Here is an 18,157-nt window from a genome sequence, read left to right as displayed (position 1 = left end):
TGCCGGAAATTGTGTGACAGTGAACCGTTGCAAAGCTACGCGACAATCTCCGGAAAAAAACGGCTATCGTAAGCGGATGCCTTTATAATATTCTACTTCTTTTTGTAATGCGTTTCTTTTCAGGTTCAGCTTAATAAGGGAGGATAGTAAGGTAATAGGTGTTAATACAAAAATGCCTACCAGCAATAATCCACGGTACATGGATACACGTCCCTGGCGTGAAGCAGCGCCCGGACCGCCTTTATCGCTGATAAACTTAGCCCAGAAGCGGAAGGCTTTCACCCCTCTCTCTTCCAGCAGTACCAGATTAGGTTTTAAATCCACTGATTGTGCGGCCAGCAGCTGGGGATGCAAATTGTCCCAGCTTTTTTGTTCCAATGCCTGTGCAATGGGGGCTGCAAACCGGCTGGATGCTACAATATCTTTTTCCTGTACGCCTGCCGGTGGCAGCAGCCAGGTAGCTTCCTTTTTTCCTTTAAATGCCCAACGGAGCACCGTAATCACTGATACCAGGTTGGGAGAAGTATCTACCAACACAATATTACCCACCAGGTCAGCACCGGCTTTGGTCAAATATCCTTTTACTTTTTCCTGTGCGTTCAGCCACATATTACGGCTTCCCAGCAAGGTAACTACCTTTTTCCCATTCAACAGCTGCCTTGCCTCATCACTTTGTAAAAAAGCGGCCGTTGGCTGGGAAGGTGATAAAAACCAGGGCTGATATGCCAGCACTACCAGGTCGTAATGTGCCTGCACATCTACCTTTAATGGCTTGATGGCTCGTGGGGTACCCTGTACCGATTCCGGCATGGCATCATAAAACTGTTGTTTTTTCCATGGGAAAGGGAAGGGTTCCACTGGTACCAGCTCCTCAAACACAATATCTGCCTTATCCCTTATTGGTGCCAGCACATTATCTATGATCCTTCTTAACTGCCCGGTCTGGGTATAATATACCACCAGGATCTTAGGTCGTTCATTCATACAAGGAGTTCAACAATTGAAGCCGTAAACATACAAAAAACTCCCTGGACTAATGAGATAAATTTTTGTTATGTGTCTTGATCACCACCTGTACATCAAATATCGCTGCTGGTTTTCACGCCGGGTGCCGGATACAAACGGACACTCCTAGCCCTGCCACCAAATATTGGCTGCCGGTTTTCCCGGATAATGTAAAGGTGAAGCAAAGTTATCAGGAGTAAGCGATGAGGCAAGGGGTAATAATTGTGCCTCAGCCAGGTACTACAGCAATAATTTTGAACAATGGCCTGCAGTACCTGGGCTAAAGGACTTTATTATAATAAGTTTCAGTAAGTAATAACTGTTAATAGCGGCGAAATATGATAAATGAAATGTTAAAACTGTTGGCTTGTTTTAACAGGCATAGATATTAACAATAAAGTTTGCAGAAAGTTTAATCATTTTTTTGCACCACACCAGAACCTATTATATTGGAACTTATTTGAGGAGTGCCTTTATATTTCACATCTCCGGAACCTACAATCCTGGCATCCAGCTTTACGCTGGCATGCACTTTTGCATCGCCGCTGCCCGCAATATTCACCGTCACATTTTCTGCCATCAGCTCCCCTCCTTCATAATCCCCACTACCGGCAATATTTACATCCATTTCCCTGGTTTCTCCCTGCAGCTTCACATTACCAGACCCTGCAATGGACGCCTTTACCTGGGGTGCATTGATCACTCCGCTGATATCACCCGAACCTACAGAAGTAAATTGCATCATCCCTTCCGCACTAAATTTGTTTTCTAGCCTGATACCACCAGAACCGGACAACCGTACCTCATTAATAGCCGGAGAACTGAGGTAGATTTTGATGTCCTTATCACTATTGATCCGGGTATCATGCTTAAACCGCACTTCCAGCTCCCCGCCCTTATCTATCAGCTCTATAAAAGGTATAATATTATCTTCTGCTACAATCACTGCCGGTTTTACCGGGCCCTGGGTTAAATACACATCCATCGATCCCTGCAAATCCAGCCGCTGGAAAGCATTGATATTCCGCTCGGTGGTAATGACATTGCCGCTACCATTTACCCGGCGGTCACTGATAACATCACAACTGGTACCAAAAAACATCTGGAAGAAGAGCAAGGAAGCAAAAGCAGGGAAGACTTTCATATACTGGAGGGTTTTTATGTGAATGGAAAGATACGAAGAATTAGCTGTTGGCTAATAGCTTTTAGCGGTTAGCTGTTAGCCTTTAGCTTAAATGCAGCGGAGGGGGAAAACAGTAAACAATTCCCCCTCGCTATCAATCATTTGCTGCATTTAAGCTAATACCCCGTAGCTGACCGTTTGCCGCTTTTATGGTGGTTGCACCACGGTTGGAGCATAGTTAAAGCATGGTTAAAGCATAGATAGAGCATAGATAGAGTATGAATAGTGCATAAAAGGCTATGAAGGACCAGCAATAAAAGCACTCTGTGGGGCAATATTACCACACATAGCATCCATTGCATTAAGCTAAAGGCTAACAGCTCTTCTCATCCGCTGCATTTAAGCTAAAAGCCAACAGCTAAAAGCTAACAGCTATTAAAATATTGGGATTTGAAATCTGGACTTTATCTTTGCACCACCATGACAGAAAAGATACTTATTCTCGATTTTGGCTCCCAATACACGCAATTGATTGCACGTTGCATCCGGGAGTTGAATGTTTATTGTGAAATTAAACCTTGTCTCCAGCCTATCGCCTGGGACGAATCTATTAAAGGTGTTATATTATCCGGCAGTCCGTTTTCTGTAAACGACCCTAATGCGCCCAATGTGGACATTGCTGCTATAGCAGCAAAAGTACCGGTACTGGGTATCTGCTATGGTGCCCAGATGATGGCGAAGAATTTTGGTGGCGAGGTGGCCAAAAGCAATAGCCGTGAATACGGTCGTGCATTTATGGAGCACTCCAACAAAGATGAAAAATTATTATTTGACGTAGCAGCTAAAAGCCAGGTGTGGATGAGCCATGCGGATACCATTGTTCGCATGCCGGAAGCATTTGAAATAATAGCCCGTACGGAAAACATCCCCGTAGCGGCATTTAAATGTACTACCCTTACCCCTCACCCGTTGCTGGCCCTGCAATTCCACCCGGAAGTAACCCACTCCCTGGAAGGTAAGCAGATCCTGCGCAACTACCTGGTACATATTTGCGGTTGCAAACAAGACTGGACACCTGCCGCTTTTGTGCAGGAAATGATTGGCAAAATAAAAGCACAGGTAGGCGATAAAAGAGTAGTAATGGCATTGAGCGGTGGCGTAGATTCTACCGTAGCAGCCGAACTGATCCATAAAGCTATTGGCAAAAACCTGTTCTGCATATTTGTAGATAATGGCCTCCTCCGTAAAGATGAGTTTGAAACCGTACTGGATTCCTATAAACACATGGGACTCAATGTAAAAGGTATCAATGCAAAAGATATGTTCTATGGTGAGCTGAAAGGTGTAAGCGATCCGGAACAAAAACGTAAGATCATTGGCCGCCTGTTTATTGAAGTATTCCAGCAGGAGGCTACGCAATTGACGGATATTTCCTTCCTGGGCCAGGGTACCATTTATCCGGATGTGATTGAATCCGTATCTGTAAATGGTCCTTCTGTTACCATCAAATCACACCATAACGTAGGTGGATTGCCGGAAAAAATGAATATGCAGCTGGTAGAGCCCCTGCGTTTCCTTTTTAAGGATGAAGTACGCCGCGTAGGCCGTGAAATCGGAATCAGCGAAATATTCCTGGGCCGTCACCCCTTTCCGGGTCCTGGCCTCGCTATCCGCATCCTCGGAGAAATCACTCCCGAAAAAGTAGCCATGCTGCAGGAAGCAGATGCAGTATATATTGATGGCCTGCGTGAATCTGGTTTGTATAACCAGGTATGGCAGGCAGGTACTATCTTATTACCTGTACAAAGCGTAGGCGTAATGGGGGATGAAAGAACCTACGAGTTTACCGTAGCATTACGCGCAGTGACTTCCACAGATGGTATGACGGCCGACTGGGCGCACCTGCCTTATGAGTTCCTGGCTAAAATGTCTAACGATATTATCAATAAAGTGAAAGGCATTAATCGTGTAGTATACGATATCAGTTCCAAACCTCCCGCTACTATTGAGTGGGAATAAAAAAAGTAAGCTGTAAGTAGCAGGTTATAAGTGATTTATCAATAACTTATGGCCTGCTACTTATGCTTTACTACCGTATTGGGAACGATTTTTGTAATTTAACGCCTGCTATGAGCCAATCGAATATTTATAAACACCTGTTAGCTGGGTTAGCCATATCCATATTGCTGCCTTCCTGTTCGCTATTCAAAAATACTTCCAGTAAACCGGCCACTCCTCCGCCAGTAGCTACCAAGCCTACCCCGGAGAAAAAACCGGAAGAAACCAAAAAGCCGGATGTGAAAGCGCCGTTTAATGTGCCCGCTTTTGGCAAAGAAGTAAAAAGAAACAGTTATAATATTGCCTTGTTTGCACCACTGTACCTGGATTCTGTATTTGCAACATCTGCAGAGATTCCCGGCCGCACCATGCCAAGGTATATTTTACCGGGACTGGAATTTTATGAAGGTGCGCAACTGGCACTGGATACCCTGCAGCAACAAGGCTACAACCTGAAAGTAGCTGTTTATGATAACAAGGCTAAACACAACAGCGTTCCCACACTGATCCGTAATAAAACCATCGATGCTACCGACCTGATCATCGGCGCAGTGAGCAACCCGGAACTGAAAGAACTAAGCGATTTTGCAAAAGAAAAGGAAATCAATATAGTGTCTGCTACCTACCCTAATGATGGCGGCATCAATAACAACCCTTTCTTATTCATCTCCAACAGCACCCTGAAATCACATTGCGAGGCCCTGCAGAATTATGTGCAGGAAGCATTTGCCACTAAAAATATTGTGCTCTTCCGCAGAAACACACCTTTTGAAGCACGTATGGCGGCAGATTTCAAGGCTGCCTACGAGAAAATGGAAAGCAATAAAAAATCAAGGATCCGCGAAGTGATCTGGAATGATGGTACTACCGATGCAGAAATCTCCAAATTCCTGCTCACCGACCGCCCTAACGTGTGCCTGGTGACAGCCCTGGATGAAACCGGTGCTAAAGCCATCCTGCGCAAACTGAACGTGCAAACGGCTACCTATCCCATACATGTATTTGGCATGCCTACCTGGGACATCATGAAATTTAAAGAGCCGGAACTGAAAGGCCTGCAGGTATACTATTCTACGCCTTACTTCAATGAAAAAACAGATCCGTTCAGCCGGTATATCACCGACTACTTTAAAAGAGTATACAAGGCCCGCCCCTCTGATATGGCTTTCAAAGGCTTTGAGATGACGTACTACTTTGTAAAAAAACTGGCCGAAAAAGGGGTTTATTTTAATGCTGACGTGAATGATCCGTCTAATAAGGTATTTACTCAGTTCAATTTCCAGCCGGTTTATCTTAAAGAAGGAGAAAATACCCCCTCCTATTTTGAAAATAAAAACATCTATATCATTCAAAAAGGAGACAGCACAGATATCAGAATGAATCTGCAATAAGCGCTTAACACGATATTTAAAAAGCCGGGAGATGCTCTTCCGGCTTTTTTATTGGCATGAATATTTATCTCTTGGAGGATGATAGGCCGCTATGCTTCTAAAAAATGTTAGATTCGGATAAGTATGCAGCTACTACAATTTACAGATAAAGGGATTTACTGTCCAGCAGGTGATTTTTACATAGATCCCTGGCAGCCGGTGCGGCGGGCGGTGATCACCCACGCCCACTCCGATCATGCGCGCTGGGGCCACCAGCACTACCTTTGCCAGCATGATAGTGTACCGCTGCTGAAGCTGCGCTTAGGTAGTGATATACAGGTACAGGGGGCAGCCTTTGGGGAAACCATCCGGTACAACGGGGTGACTATTTCCCTGCATCCGGCCGGGCATATCATCGGATCGGCCCAGATCAGGGTAGAACAGGCTGGTGAAGTATGGGTAGCCAGCGGCGACTATAAGCTGGAAAATGATGGATTATCCGGACAGTTTGAGGTGGTGAAATGCCACACCTTTATTACAGAAAGCACCTTTGGCCTTCCTATTTATAACTGGCTGCCACAGGAAACAATTTTTGACAACATCGCACAATGGATTGACAACAACAGCCAGACCGACAAGAACAGTGTTATACTGGCCTACAGCCTGGGAAAAGCACAACGCCTCCTCTATCACCTGAAAGGTAAAGTGGATCACTTCCTCGTGCATGGTGCTATTTTTAATACCCACCAGGTGCTGCTGGAAAATGGATGGGACCTTCCGCCGGTAACATTGCTCACACCAGACACGCCTAAATCCGTTTTCAAAAACAGCCTGATCATCGCACCTCCTTCTGCTGCCGACTCTACCTGGATGCGTAAATTCAATCCTTATGCGCTGGGGGTTTGCAGCGGATGGATGCAGGTAAGAGGCAACATGCGCCGCCGTAATGCGGATGCTGGCTTTGCATTATCGGACCATGCCGACTGGCCCGCACTGCTGGCTGCGGTAAAGGCAACCGGTGCGCAAAAAGTATATGCCACACATGGGTTCAGCAGTGTTTTTGCCCGGTATTTGCAGGATACCGGTATAGCGGCGAGTGAGGTAAAAACGGCATTCGGTGAGGAAGAAGAGGCAGTACCGCCCACACCTGCACCTACGCCATAATATCAGGTAACCATTGCACCAGCTATCTCTTCATCCATAGCTTATTCTACCATATGCAGTTATTCGCACACCTTGTAAAAACACTCAGCAACAGCACCAAAACCAATGAGAAACTGGCGGCGCTGGCGCATTATTTTGCAACGGCGGAAGAGCAGGATAAAACCTGGGTGCTGGCATTGTTCTCCGGCAGACGGCCCAAAAGAACCGTCAACGCTACCCAACTCAAAAACTGGTGCATGCAGGTCACCCAACTACCCGAATGGCTGTTTGAAGAATGTTATCATACCGTAGGCGATCTGGCCGAAACCATCGCGCTCCTCCTTCCCGATCACCCTGCTACGGTACCCCACCCGCTGCACTACTGGCTGGAACAGCTTATTCAACTGGACAAAGCGGATGATGCGCACAAACAGGCGTTTATTCTCCAGGCATGGCAGGAACTAAGCGGCGGGGAAAAATTTGTTTTCAATAAACTGATCACCGGCGGCTTTCGTATAGGCGTATCCCAGAAAATGATGGTCAATGCACTGGCGGCTACCTATGATATTCCTCCTGCTACCTTATCACACATGATCAGTGGCAGCTGGGATCCCGCTACGACTACCATGGATACCCTGCTGAATGAAAATATTACTGCTGCGGATGCTTCCAAACCCTATCCATTCTACCTGGCCTACCCCCTGGAAGGCCTACCGGATACGCTGGGCACAGAACAGGAGTGGAACGCAGAATGGAAGTGGGATGGCATACGCGGACAAATCATCAAACGTAATGGGGAACTCTTTGTATGGTCCAGAGGGGAAGAACTGATCACCCCCAAATTCCCTGAATTTACTCCACTGGCAACGGCGCTGCCGGATGGTACAGTGATAGATGGGGAAATCCTTACCTATGCGAATGATTTTCCACTCCCTTTCCAAACACTTCAAACACGCATAGGCCGTAAAAATGTGACGAAGAAACAATTGCAGGAAGCGCCGGTAGTATTTTTAAGCTATGATCTGCTCGAATACCAGGGTACAGATATCAGAAACAAACCACTGCTGGAACGCCGCCAACTGCTGGAACAAGTAGTGGAGCAGGCCAACCACCCCGCACTCCGGTTGTCTGTGGTGATCACCTTCGACAACTGGGAACACCTTACCGCACTGCGACTGCAATCGCGCGAAAAAGGCAGCGAAGGATTGATGCTGAAAAGAAAGCAGTCCCCCTACCAGGTAGGACGCAAGCGGGGCGACTGGTGGAAGTGGAAAACCGATCCTTTTACCATCGATGCAGTGATGATCTATGCGCAAAAAGGTCATGGGCGCCGCTCTAATCTCTATACTGATTATACATTTGCCGTGCGCGATGGCGATCAGCTGGTACCCTTCACCAAAGCCTATTCCGGTCTTACAGACAAAGAAATCAATGAGGTAGACAACTGGGTAAAAAGAAATGCGCTGGAAAAGTTTGGTCCTGTCAGAACCGTAAAACCGGAACTGGTATTTGAAATTGCGTTTGAAGGCATTGCTGCTTCCAACCGGCACAAATCCGGTATCGCCCTGCGCTTCCCCCGGATCAACCGGTGGCGGAAAGATAAACCACCCCAGGAAATTAACAGCCTGGAAGATCTCCGGCAATTGTTACAGCAGTATAACGGATAAGCTTATATTATTTATGCCGCGCCGGCACAGCGCTTACTGCATAGCTACCCCACGCCGGCAATAGAACAAAAAATATTCAAAGTGCAATAATTTGGAACATTACACTGTAAACAAGTAATATTGCAGTACATATTCCTGAACAACAAGCACCATGATCCATAAAAAAGAAAATGTTACGGACCTGCCTTTAGTACTGGATGAAAAAGACATGGGCATTCTTAAACTATTACAGGTGGATGCCAAGATGACGATACGTAATATTGCCAGTCAGCTAAACCTTACCACTACACCTGTATATGAGCGTATCCGCAAAATGGAACAGGCAGGTGTGATTAAGCAGTATGCAGCTATTGTAGACCCGCAAAAAATAGATAAAGGTCTTACCGTATTATGCTACATCTCGCTGAAAGAGCACAGTAAGAAATGCGGCGCAAAGTTCATCCGGGAAATAGTGGCTTTTACAGAAGTTACAGAGTGTTTGAATATCTCCGGAGAATTTGATTTCCTGATCAAAGTGCAGGTAAAAGATATGAATGCGTATCGCGAGTTTTATGTCAATAAGCTGGGGGAGGTAGATAACCTGAGCCATACCCAAAGCATTTTTGTGATCTCTGTGATCAAGGCCACCCACCAGATGGTGTATTGATTTGACTATTTACTACCTGTCGAAGTCTGCTATCACGAACTATTCTATCTTTTTAAAGTTCTCATAAGCAGGAAAAGCCATGTACTGGTCCACTATTCCTTTACCGCTTTCATGCACGGTAATAGCGGTACATACCGGAGAGCCGGTTTTTTGTTGGGTTAGTTCAAACGTAATGCCACGTCTTACCTCATCATACAGTTCAATACGTTTTCCGGTAACCGCATCTTCGTATACGGCAGCCTTCTTTACGTAGGGAAAAGCCCGTTTGATATTTACCAGCGGGCTACCCACTTTAATACCAGCCAATGTTTTAAAAGCAGGTGTATTGATCCTGATTTCCCTGGCTTGCATCCGGTCTTTTTCATCCCTGGTAAAATAAATGGCTAATAACCGGCTGGAATCAATCGTATTATCTTTATGACGACTGTACCACAGGCTCCACGCTTTGCCCATAGCAGCATCGCCTCCATCCGCATTACCCAGGCGGGCACTTATTTTATCCGGTGTATCTCCCAATAAAGTTTTGCCGATATATTTCCCCGGTTCTATACGCCATGCGCTTTGTGCCTGTAATGCCGGTAGCTGCCAGCATAACAATATACCTATGGTAAGCTGATAAAATAAGGATCGCATAAACAAGGTTTTTATAGAAGGGACAACAAAAAGCAGGCCATCACTACCATATCTCCCATGACCGCAGCCCGCCATTTGCCAAATAATTATTACATTAAGCTTATGAACCGTAAGCATTTTTTGTCCTCCTTATTAACAGCAGGTATTGGCATACCCGCGATGGCCCATGTGCCCAACATCGTTGTTAATACCGCAGAAAAAGAAAGACAACCCATCACCCCACCCTATTTAAAGCCGGGGGATATTATCGGCATTACCTGCCCCGCAGGGTATATCACCAGGGAGGAAATACAGCCCGCTGTACGCATTATGCAAAGCTGGGGATTCAATATCCGTATTGGTAAAACAGTAGGCGCCAGAGATTATACCTTTGGTGGCACAGATGCAGAAAGGTTGCAGGACCTGCAGGCTATGCTGAATGACAATGATATCAAAGCCATTATGTGTGGCCGCGGAGGATATGGTGCAGCTCGTATCATCGACAAAGTAGACTTCACCAAATTTCGGAAACAGCCTAAATGGGTAATAGGATTCAGTGATGTAACGGTATTACATTGCCATATCAACCGGCACTTTGGCATCCCGTCTATCCACTCAAAAATGTGTAATAGTTTTCCGGACGACTTCCAGTCTGCAGAGCCCATTGTACAAGATACGATCATGTCCATCTATCAGGCGCTTACCGGTAAAAAATTGCAGTATAGTGCCACGCCCGATGCCAACAACCGTACCGGCATCGCCAAAGGAGAACTGATTGGCGGCAACTTATCTATCATTCAAAGTATGCTGGGTACCCATTCAGAAATAAATACCAACGGCAAAATACTGTTCCTGGAAGAGGTGGGAGAATATCTCTATAGTCTTGACCGGATGATGGGCAGCCTGCAGCGGGCACATAAGCTCGATAACCTGGCAGGGTTGATCATCGGCGGTTTTAACCGCATTAAACCCGATGATCCCGGTGAAGAATTTGGCAGATCCATTTATGATATCGTACGGGAAAAAGTAAAGGATACCAGCTTCCCCATCGCATTTAATTTTCCGGTAGGGCATCAGAAAAATAACTACGCGCTGAAATGCAGTGCGCTTCATCAGCTTACCGTGCAAAAAGATAAAGTGCAATTAAAGGAATGGAGCGCTTAGGCTACATCACATGCTAGCTATTTTACCAGGAAACTAACGATAAACAATACGGACAGGATATACATCACGGGGCTGATGGCACGGTATTGCCCTGTTAGTACTTTCAGCAACACGTAAGACAGCATTCCAAACACAATACCCTCTGCAATGCTGTAAGAATAAGGCATTAATACAATAGCGAGAAATGCGGGGATTGCTTCCGTAATATCATTAAAATCAATTTTTGTCACCGCCCCCATCATCAGCATCCCCACAATGATCAGTGCAGGAGCAGTAGCTGCCTGCGGAATCATGGCAAACAGCGGTGCAAAAAACAGGGCCAGTAAAAACATGCCGGCCACTGTAAGCGCTGTCAATCCGGTTCTGCCACCTGCGGCAATACCACTCGCACTTTCCACATAGGCCGTCACTACACTGGTACCCAGGAGTCCGGCGGCAGTAGTGCCCACTGCATCTGCCATCAGGGCTTGCTTGGCGCGGGGCAGGCGTCCGTTGCTATCCAATAATCCCGCTTTATTGCACAATCCGATTAAAGTACCTACCGTATCAAACAGGTTTACCATCAGCAGGGTAAACAATATCACCACCATTTTCATGGAAAAGATTTCGCCAAACTGTAGTTTAAGTGCGATAGGCGCCAAAGAGGGCGGCATACTCACCAGATGCCCGTTTGCCGGCCAGTGCGTAATACCCAGGGGAATACCTGCTACCGTTGCTGCCAGGATCCCGATCAGCAATGCGGCATTTACCTTGCGGTACATCAGTACGGCACTCACAAGTAGCCCTACCAATGCAATCAATGGTCCCGTACTGGTAACATCCCCGATTTTCAGGATCACCCCATCCAGTTTGCCATCACCTACCGGCCGCATCCCTGTTTCAATAATTCCCGCATTGGCCATCCCGATCAAAGCAATCAGTAGGCCAATACCCACTGATATCGCATGTTTCAGATTTTCCGGGATACTGTTGATAATAGCTTCCCGTATGCGGAACATGGATAAAAAAATGAAGATGACCCCTTCCAGGAAAACGGCTGTCAGCGCAAATTGCCAGCTGTACCCCATTCCCGCCACAATGGTATAGGCAAAAAAAGCGTTCAGTCCCATACCGGGAGCCACTCCAATAGGCAGACGGGCATACAATGCCATCACCAGCGTACCTATCGCTGCGGCCAGTGCGGTAGCTGTAATCAGCGCATTAAAATCCATCCCGGTAGCAGACAAAATAGAAGGATTTACCGCCAGGATATAAGCCATGGTAGAAAAGGTGGTAAGCCCTGCCAGGATCTCTTTTTTTACGGTAGTCTGATGTTCGGATAAGCGGAAAAATGTGGATAACATGGCACAAAAATAGGTGATATCTGTTTTTGTCCTAATTTCAATCTGTGATGAAAAAAACTCCGCCCGGATGGCAAGTGATTACTGATTGGCTGGCAGGCAAAGAACTACAACCTTTTGCTTTTCAGCAAGAAGCCTGGACGCAATATTTACAAGGTAAATCCGGCCTGGTGAATGCACCTACCGGCTATGGTAAAACGTTCTCCCTTTTTCTTGCTGCCGTTATTGACTGGATCAATAAATATCCGGACAACTACCCGCATAAAACACAAAACGGATTACAGCTGCTATGGGTCACCCCGCTCAGGGCATTGGCCAAAGACCTGGGCAGGGCAATGGAAGAAGCATTGCAGGAGCTGAACGTTCCCTGGAAAGTAGGGATCCGCAGCGGTGATACTCCTGTCGCTACCCGTCAGCAACAAAAGAAACAAATGCCGGAAGTGCTGATCATCACCCCGGAAAGCCTGCACCTGCTCATGGCGCAGAAAGGTTATGCTACCGTATTTACCCACTTACATACCGTAGTAGTAGACGAATGGCATGAATTGATAGGCAGCAAACGCGGGGTAATGGTAGAACTAGGCCTCAGCCGCTTAAAGGGACTGACCCTGAAATCCAATCGCCCTCCCTTGAAAATATGGGGTATTTCTGCCACAATTGGTAACCTCGAAGAAGCACTGGACGTATTAATGGGCTCTACCCACACCAATACCACCATCATCAAGGCAAAGCTGACCAAAAAGATAGACCTGGAAAGTGTACTGCCCGAAGAAATAGAAAAATTTCCCTGGGCCGGACACCTGGGTATCAAACTGATACACCGGGCTATTCCCATCATCCTGAATAGCAAAACCACCCTGATCTTTACCAATACCCGCTCCCAATGCGAAATATGGTACCAGGGACTTTTGCGGGAATGCCCTGAACTGGCAGGGGCTATTGCCTTACATCATGGATCTATTGATATGGAGCTCCGTATCTGGGTAGAAGAGGCCCTTCACGCGGGTGTATTGAAGGCGGTGGTATGTACAGCCAGTTTAGATCTGGGCGTCGATTTCAGGCCGGTAGATACCGTAATCCAGGTGGGCAGCCCCAAAGGAGTAGCCCGCTTTTTACAAAGGGCCGGACGTAGCGGTCACCAGCCGGATGCCGTGAGTAAAATATACTTCCTGCCCACCCACTCTCTCGAACTGGTAGAAGCGGCTGCTCTCAAAGCAGCCATGAAAGAAAACCTGATCGAAAGCCGCATGCCGGTACTCCTGGCATATGACGTGCTGCTCCAATACCTGATGACACTGGGTGTTTCTGATGGCTTTGATGCGGAAGAAATATGGGAAGAAATAACAGGTACTTTCTGCTATCAGCATATTACGCCGGACGAATGGCAGTGGCTACTCTCCTTTTTAACTACCGGCGGAGATGCACTGTATAGTTACGATGAATTCAAAAAGCTGGACCGTACAGGTAACTTTTATGCCTGCCATAGCCGTATGCTGGCACTCCGCCATCGGCTGCATATTGGTACCATTGTAAGCGACGCCATGCTGAAAGTAAAATTCATGACAGGTGGATACATCGGCATGATAGAAGAAGGATTTATTGCCAGGTTGCAAGCCGGTGATACCTTTAGCCTGGGTGGCCGTAACCTGGAATTTGTGATGATCAAAGACATGACCGTACTGGTGCGCAAATCAAATGCGAAGAAAACAATTGTTCCCAGCTGGCAGGGCGGCCGCATGCCCCTTTCTGCCAACCTGGGGATGATGCTGCGCCGCAAATTCAATGAAGCGATTTCCCGTAAATCCAAAGACCCGGAACTGATAGCCCTGCAACCACTGTTCACCTTACAGGAACAACTGTCACATATTCCCAAAGCAGATGAACTGCTCATTGAACAAATCCATACCAAAGATGGGTACCATCTTTTTGTATACCCGTTTGAAGGCCGCCTGGTACATGAAGTGATGGCTGCCTTGCTGGCCTACCGTATCAGCCTTATCCAGCCTATTACCTTCTCAATGGCCATGAATGATTATGGTTTTGAACTCCTTTCAGATCAGCCCATTCCTGTTACCAATGAAAATGTAAAACAACTCTTTACGCTGGACAACCTGAATACGGAACTGCAAACCAGCGTTAACGCTACTGAAATGGCCAGGCGTAAATTCCGGGACATTGCCGTAATTGCCGGACTTATCTTCCAGGGATACCCCGGAAAAAATAAAGCAGCCCGGCATCTGCAATCTTCGGCTTCCCTCCTCTTTAATGTATTTAAGGATTATGATACCCATAACCTTTTACTGCGACAGGCTTTTAACGAGGCATTCTTTTATCAGATGGAAGAAGCCCGCTTGCGGGAAACGATGGAACGCATATACAATGGTAATATTGTCATTACCTTTCCAACACAGCTTACCCCTTTCTGCTTCCCGATCAAGGTAGACAGTATGCGGGAAAATCTGACCAGCGAAAAACTGGAAGACCGGGTAAGAAAACTGCAGGTACAGCTGGAAAAGGCATAACTACATTGCTCACCACATAAACGATATAACAAGGCTTGGAAGAACAGGTATTTTATTTTCAACAACAACATTGGCGGCTCTCTGCCGGTAAGGCTATATTCTGGGAAGAGGAAAAAGCATTGATCCTGTCGGACCTCCACCTGGGCAAGGCAGCGCATTTCAGAAAAGCCGGTATTGCAGTACCGGCCGGTATTGTACAGGAAGACCTGTTCCGGCTGCAACGCCTGATTACAAAATATCACCCCACACAAATCATTATTGTGGGCGATATGTTTCACAGCAACGAAAACAATGATGTACAATACTTCCGCATCTGGCGGCAGCAGTTTGCACATATCCGTTTTGAACTGGTAAAAGGCAATCATGATATTATGCCTGCTGCCGTATACGATACCTTACAGGTAACGGTGCATGAGCAGCTTACTATCCGGAATATTCACTTCCTGCATGAACCTTGCGAAGAAGATAACGGGCACAATTATACGTTCTCCGGACATATACATCCGGGAGTAACCCTCCCTGGCGTGGGCAAACAACGGCTGCGCCTACCCTGTTTTTATTTTGGCCGCCACTGCGGCATCCTCCCGGCCTTCGGGCATTTTACCGGTCTGGCCATGCTGGCGCCCGCTGCCCATGAAAACGTATTTGTTATTGCCAATAAAAGTATTGTACAGATACAGTGATGATGATAAAAGAATAAAACCATGCGCATTGCCTACCACGAAATATACGCACACCCCTTACCGGAAGGACATCGTTTTCCCATGATCAAATACGAACTGATCCCCGCGCAACTATTACGGGAAGGGGTGATCACACAGGATCATATTTTTTCTCCGACGCCACTGCCTGCGGAGGTGATCTTACTAACACATACCTCCGGCTACTGGCAACAGCTAAAGGAACAAACCCTGCCGGAAAGGGAACAACGGCGCATCGGTTTTCCACAATCTCCTGCACTTACCCAGCGGGAGATAGTGATTTGCCAGGGTACCATAGATTGCGCCTTACACGCACTGGAACATGGCATCGCTTTAAATGTAGCTGGTGGTACCCATCACGCTTTTGCAGACCGGGGAGAAGGATTTTGCCTGCTAAATGATTTTGCTGTTGCGGCCAATTACCTGCTCTACCAACAACTGGTACGACAAATACTGATCATCGACCTGGACGTGCATCAGGGTAATGGCACTGCTGCCATATTCAACAATAATCCACAGGTATTTACCTTCAGTATGCATGGTGCGCATAACTATCCTTTTCACAAAGAAGTGTCCGACTGGGATATTCCACTACAGGATGGTATGGATACCCTTACTTACCTGCAGTTGCTAAAGGATGCCTTACCCTTATTAATAGCCCGGGTAAAGCCGGATATTGTTTTTTATCTATCGGGAGTGGATATCCTGGAAACGGATAAATACGGGAAGTTAAAAGTAACACCGGATGGGTGCAGGGAAAGAGATGAGCTGGTATTCCGTACCTTAAAACAGCATCGTATTCCCTGTGCCGTGGCGATGGGAGGAGGTTACTCGCCACATATCAGGGATATTGTGAATGCACACTGTCATACTTTTAAAGCAGCCGCGGCTATTTTCTGACAAGCGCTGCACACTGACAGGGTCTGGGCACTGCAAGGATCAGGCACGTTCCCCGCCTTCAGGTCCGTAGAAAATCACCCATAATAATAAATCACTGGTAAAATTGAAGAAGCGGTGTTCTGCACCGGCGGGGACGAAGAGGAAATCACCGGGGCCTGTTTTCACTACTTTGTTCTGGAGATTAAATTCACTGGTACCCCGCATTACAATATATATTTCATCCTGCATATGCGGTTGCTGATCATCTATCTCATCGGGACCGAATATAATTCCCCGCATAGATCCATTTTCAATGAGAACAGCAAAATCATCCTCGCTTTTCTGTAGCTGCCGGAATGCTTCGGCAAAAGAAATATGAAAGTTCATTTTGACTGGCGGTTTACAGTGATCCATCCCCCTGGCCTGCCCGATCTTATCACCAGGCAGGGTCAACATAACTTACAATTAATTTATGCCTTTTAAACTACAAAACCAACCAGTGGCGTAAAAGTAAACTGTTATCCCTCCTTAATTCTTGATCTTCTTCTTGAGCATGCTTACCTGTTCCTGCAGGTGGCTGACCATATCGGCCAGGTGGTTAACACTCATTCTGCTTTGTTGTCCTACTTTATTAATGATCGCATCTGTTTGCCACAGTTCCAGGATTTCATCCATCCCTACGGCATAAGGTTCAAACTGGGGGTTATCAGACATAAGGGTCACTTTTACCTTGCTGCGGTTGCTCTTCAACACCCTTTTATATACAATCCCTTCACGGGTGGTCACTACCACATAGGTTTCATTATTCTTGATATCCTCCCATCCGTCTACCTTATGGCATACAATAACGGAACCGGAAGATACAGGCAGCATGGAATCCCCCGCAATTTCAAAAGCACGGTAATTACCGGCCCCCAGCATGGGAAGCGTAAAAGTGTTTAACTCTTCAATAAATTCATCATCGTTATAACCAGCCAGGTACCCTGCTGCTGCTTTTACCGGAACAAATTCTATCTGTTGCCGGTTGGTACCCAACTTCTGTTGCCGTCGTTTTTCAAGAAAACTTTCTTTCTGCGAGCCTACATCCCGGCGCAACAGATCATCAATGGATACCCGGAACATGTCACTTACCAGTTCCAGTACTTCTGTGCGCGGTTCAGCCCGCTCTTCTTCATAAGCACCCAATAAAGAACGTTTGATCCCCAGTTTATCAGCAAACTCCTGCTGGGTCCAGCCTTTTTGCTTACGCAGAAACTTTAAATTTTGGCATACAACAGACATAACCTAAATTATTTAGTACATTACTAACAAAATTAGCAAATAATTTTCTGATTTACCAAATATATTCCCACTTCTTAGCTTATTTTTGCCGTTAACAAATCCAACTCAAATATGTTACATGTTCACTCCCTTTTAAGATGGGCTATAGTATTGGCTGGAATATGGGCCGTAATTCGTGCAATCAAAGGTGTTAGCGGCAAAACTCCTTTTACCGCAACAGATAAGAAAGCTGGGATGTTCTTTATGATATTCTTCGATATCCAGTTAGTAGTGGGTTTATTGGTATTCTTCTTTTTTAGTCCCCTGGCACAAACAGGACTACAGGATATGGGTGCTGCTATGAAAAACCCGGTAGTACGCTTTTTTACGGTAGAGCATGAAGTAATGGCTATTATCGCCCTGGCCCTGGTACACATTGGCTACTCCAAAGTGAAGAAAGCGGCCACCGACGCCCAGAAACACAAATATGCCCTGATATTTTACGGCATCGTAATGCTGATCCTGATAAAACAAATCCCCTGGCCTTTCTATGAAGCATTAGGCAAAGGTTGGTTCTGATCTGATCATCATAATCGTTTATAGTGGCGCATAATACCGCTTCCACTAAAACACCGTTTATATAAAAAGAGTTCCGGCAAAACACCGG

At 46.4% G+C, this 18,157-nt stretch carries 16 protein-coding genes; 10 read left to right on the top strand and 6 right to left on the bottom strand.

Annotation, left to right across the window (positions count from 1 at the left end):
- Window positions 1-63: 63 nt before the first annotated feature.
- Both ABR189_RS28295 and ABR189_RS28290 read right to left on the bottom strand, forming a co-directional pair.
- Complete coding sequence (locus ABR189_RS28295) at window positions 64-984, bottom strand: hypothetical protein (RefSeq protein ID WP_354663887.1); 921 nt, start codon at window positions 982-984, stop codon at window positions 64-66.
- 433 nt (window positions 985-1,417) lie between these two features.
- Window positions 1,418-2,149 carry a head GIN domain-containing protein gene (locus tag ABR189_RS28290; protein ID WP_354663886.1) on the bottom strand — a complete coding sequence of 244 codons (732 nt, stop codon included), beginning with the start codon at window positions 2,147-2,149 and terminating at the stop codon, window positions 1,418-1,420.
- Between the two features lie 429 nt (window positions 2,150-2,578).
- Here ABR189_RS28290 and guaA point away from each other — a divergent pair, with 429 nt between their 5' ends.
- From guaA to ABR189_RS28265, 5 genes are all read left to right on the top strand, one after another.
- Window positions 2,579-4,147: a glutamine-hydrolyzing GMP synthase gene (guaA, locus tag ABR189_RS28285; protein WP_435575343.1), complete on the top strand. Its 1,569-nt coding sequence runs from the start codon at window positions 2,579-2,581 to the stop codon at window positions 4,145-4,147.
- A 110-nt stretch (window positions 4,148-4,257) separates the two neighbouring features.
- Window positions 4,258-5,577, top strand: coding sequence for an ABC transporter substrate-binding protein (locus tag ABR189_RS28280; RefSeq protein WP_354663885.1), 1,320 nt, complete (start codon window positions 4,258-4,260; stop codon window positions 5,575-5,577).
- A 123-nt stretch (window positions 5,578-5,700) separates the two neighbouring features.
- Window positions 5,701-6,720, top strand: a complete 1,020-nt coding sequence (locus ABR189_RS28275; RefSeq protein WP_354663884.1) for a ligase-associated DNA damage response exonuclease — start codon at window positions 5,701-5,703, stop codon at window positions 6,718-6,720.
- 53 nt (window positions 6,721-6,773) lie between these two features.
- Complete coding sequence (locus tag ABR189_RS28270; RefSeq protein WP_354663883.1) at window positions 6,774-8,366, top strand: ATP-dependent DNA ligase; 1,593 nt, start codon at window positions 6,774-6,776, stop codon at window positions 8,364-8,366.
- A gap of 151 nt (window positions 8,367-8,517) precedes the next feature.
- Window positions 8,518-9,012, top strand: a complete 495-nt coding sequence (locus tag ABR189_RS28265; protein WP_354663882.1) for an Lrp/AsnC family transcriptional regulator — start codon at window positions 8,518-8,520, stop codon at window positions 9,010-9,012.
- Between the two features lie 39 nt (window positions 9,013-9,051).
- Here the strand turns inward: ABR189_RS28265 and ABR189_RS28260 are convergent, their stop codons facing one another.
- A complete protein-coding gene (locus ABR189_RS28260; protein ID WP_354663881.1) occupies window positions 9,052-9,645 on the bottom strand; it encodes a hypothetical protein in 594 nt (197 codons plus the stop codon).
- A 102-nt stretch (window positions 9,646-9,747) separates the two neighbouring features.
- Between ABR189_RS28260 and ABR189_RS28255 the strand changes: the two genes are divergently transcribed.
- A complete protein-coding gene (locus tag ABR189_RS28255) occupies window positions 9,748-10,788 on the top strand; it encodes a S66 peptidase family protein (protein ID WP_354663880.1) in 1,041 nt (346 codons plus the stop codon).
- Window positions 10,789-10,805: 17 nt separating this feature from the next.
- On the opposite strand, the gene ABR189_RS28250 is transcribed toward ABR189_RS28255, so the two are convergent.
- The gene (locus tag ABR189_RS28250; protein ID WP_354663879.1) at window positions 10,806-12,131 is read right to left on the bottom strand and encodes an NCS2 family permease; all 1,326 of its coding nucleotides are present in this window, start codon (window positions 12,129-12,131) and stop codon (window positions 10,806-10,808) included.
- 47 nt (window positions 12,132-12,178) lie between these two features.
- Between ABR189_RS28250 and ABR189_RS28245 the strand changes: the two genes are divergently transcribed.
- The 3 genes from ABR189_RS28245 to ABR189_RS28235 are packed head-to-tail and all read left to right on the top strand — an operon-like array spanning window position 12,179 to window position 16,251.
- The gene (locus ABR189_RS28245) at window positions 12,179-14,650 is read left to right on the top strand and encodes a ligase-associated DNA damage response DEXH box helicase (protein WP_354663878.1); all 2,472 of its coding nucleotides are present in this window, start codon (window positions 12,179-12,181) and stop codon (window positions 14,648-14,650) included.
- Window positions 14,651-14,685: 35 nt separating this feature from the next.
- Entirely contained in the window at window positions 14,686-15,333 is a 648-nt protein-coding gene (pdeM, locus tag ABR189_RS28240) for a ligase-associated DNA damage response endonuclease PdeM (RefSeq protein WP_354663877.1), read from the top strand.
- 21 nt (window positions 15,334-15,354) lie between these two features.
- Window positions 15,355-16,251 (top strand): histone deacetylase family protein, encoded by an 897-nt coding sequence (locus ABR189_RS28235; RefSeq protein WP_354663876.1) that lies wholly within the window; start codon window positions 15,355-15,357, stop codon window positions 16,249-16,251.
- A 39-nt stretch (window positions 16,252-16,290) separates the two neighbouring features.
- Here the strand turns inward: ABR189_RS28235 and ABR189_RS28230 are convergent, their stop codons facing one another.
- Window positions 16,291-16,686: a cupin domain-containing protein gene (locus ABR189_RS28230; RefSeq protein ID WP_354663875.1), complete on the bottom strand. Its 396-nt coding sequence runs from the start codon at window positions 16,684-16,686 to the stop codon at window positions 16,291-16,293.
- Between the two features lie 72 nt (window positions 16,687-16,758).
- Window positions 16,759-17,511: an XRE family transcriptional regulator gene (locus ABR189_RS28225; RefSeq protein WP_354663874.1), complete on the bottom strand. Its 753-nt coding sequence runs from the start codon at window positions 17,509-17,511 to the stop codon at window positions 16,759-16,761.
- Between the two features lie 111 nt (window positions 17,512-17,622).
- On the opposite strand from ABR189_RS28225, the gene ABR189_RS28220 reads away from it, so the two are divergent.
- Window positions 17,623-18,069, top strand: a complete 447-nt coding sequence (locus tag ABR189_RS28220) for a hypothetical protein (protein WP_354663873.1) — start codon at window positions 17,623-17,625, stop codon at window positions 18,067-18,069.
- Window positions 18,070-18,157 lie beyond the last annotated feature (88 nt).

Origin of the sequence: Chitinophaga sp. H8 (genome assembly GCF_040567655.1) — a bacterium.
Classification (GTDB): domain Bacteria; phylum Bacteroidota; class Bacteroidia; order Chitinophagales; family Chitinophagaceae; genus Chitinophaga; species Chitinophaga defluvii.
Note: the sequence above shows the minus strand (reverse complement) of the source record. Positions and strands in the feature narration are given on the sequence as shown.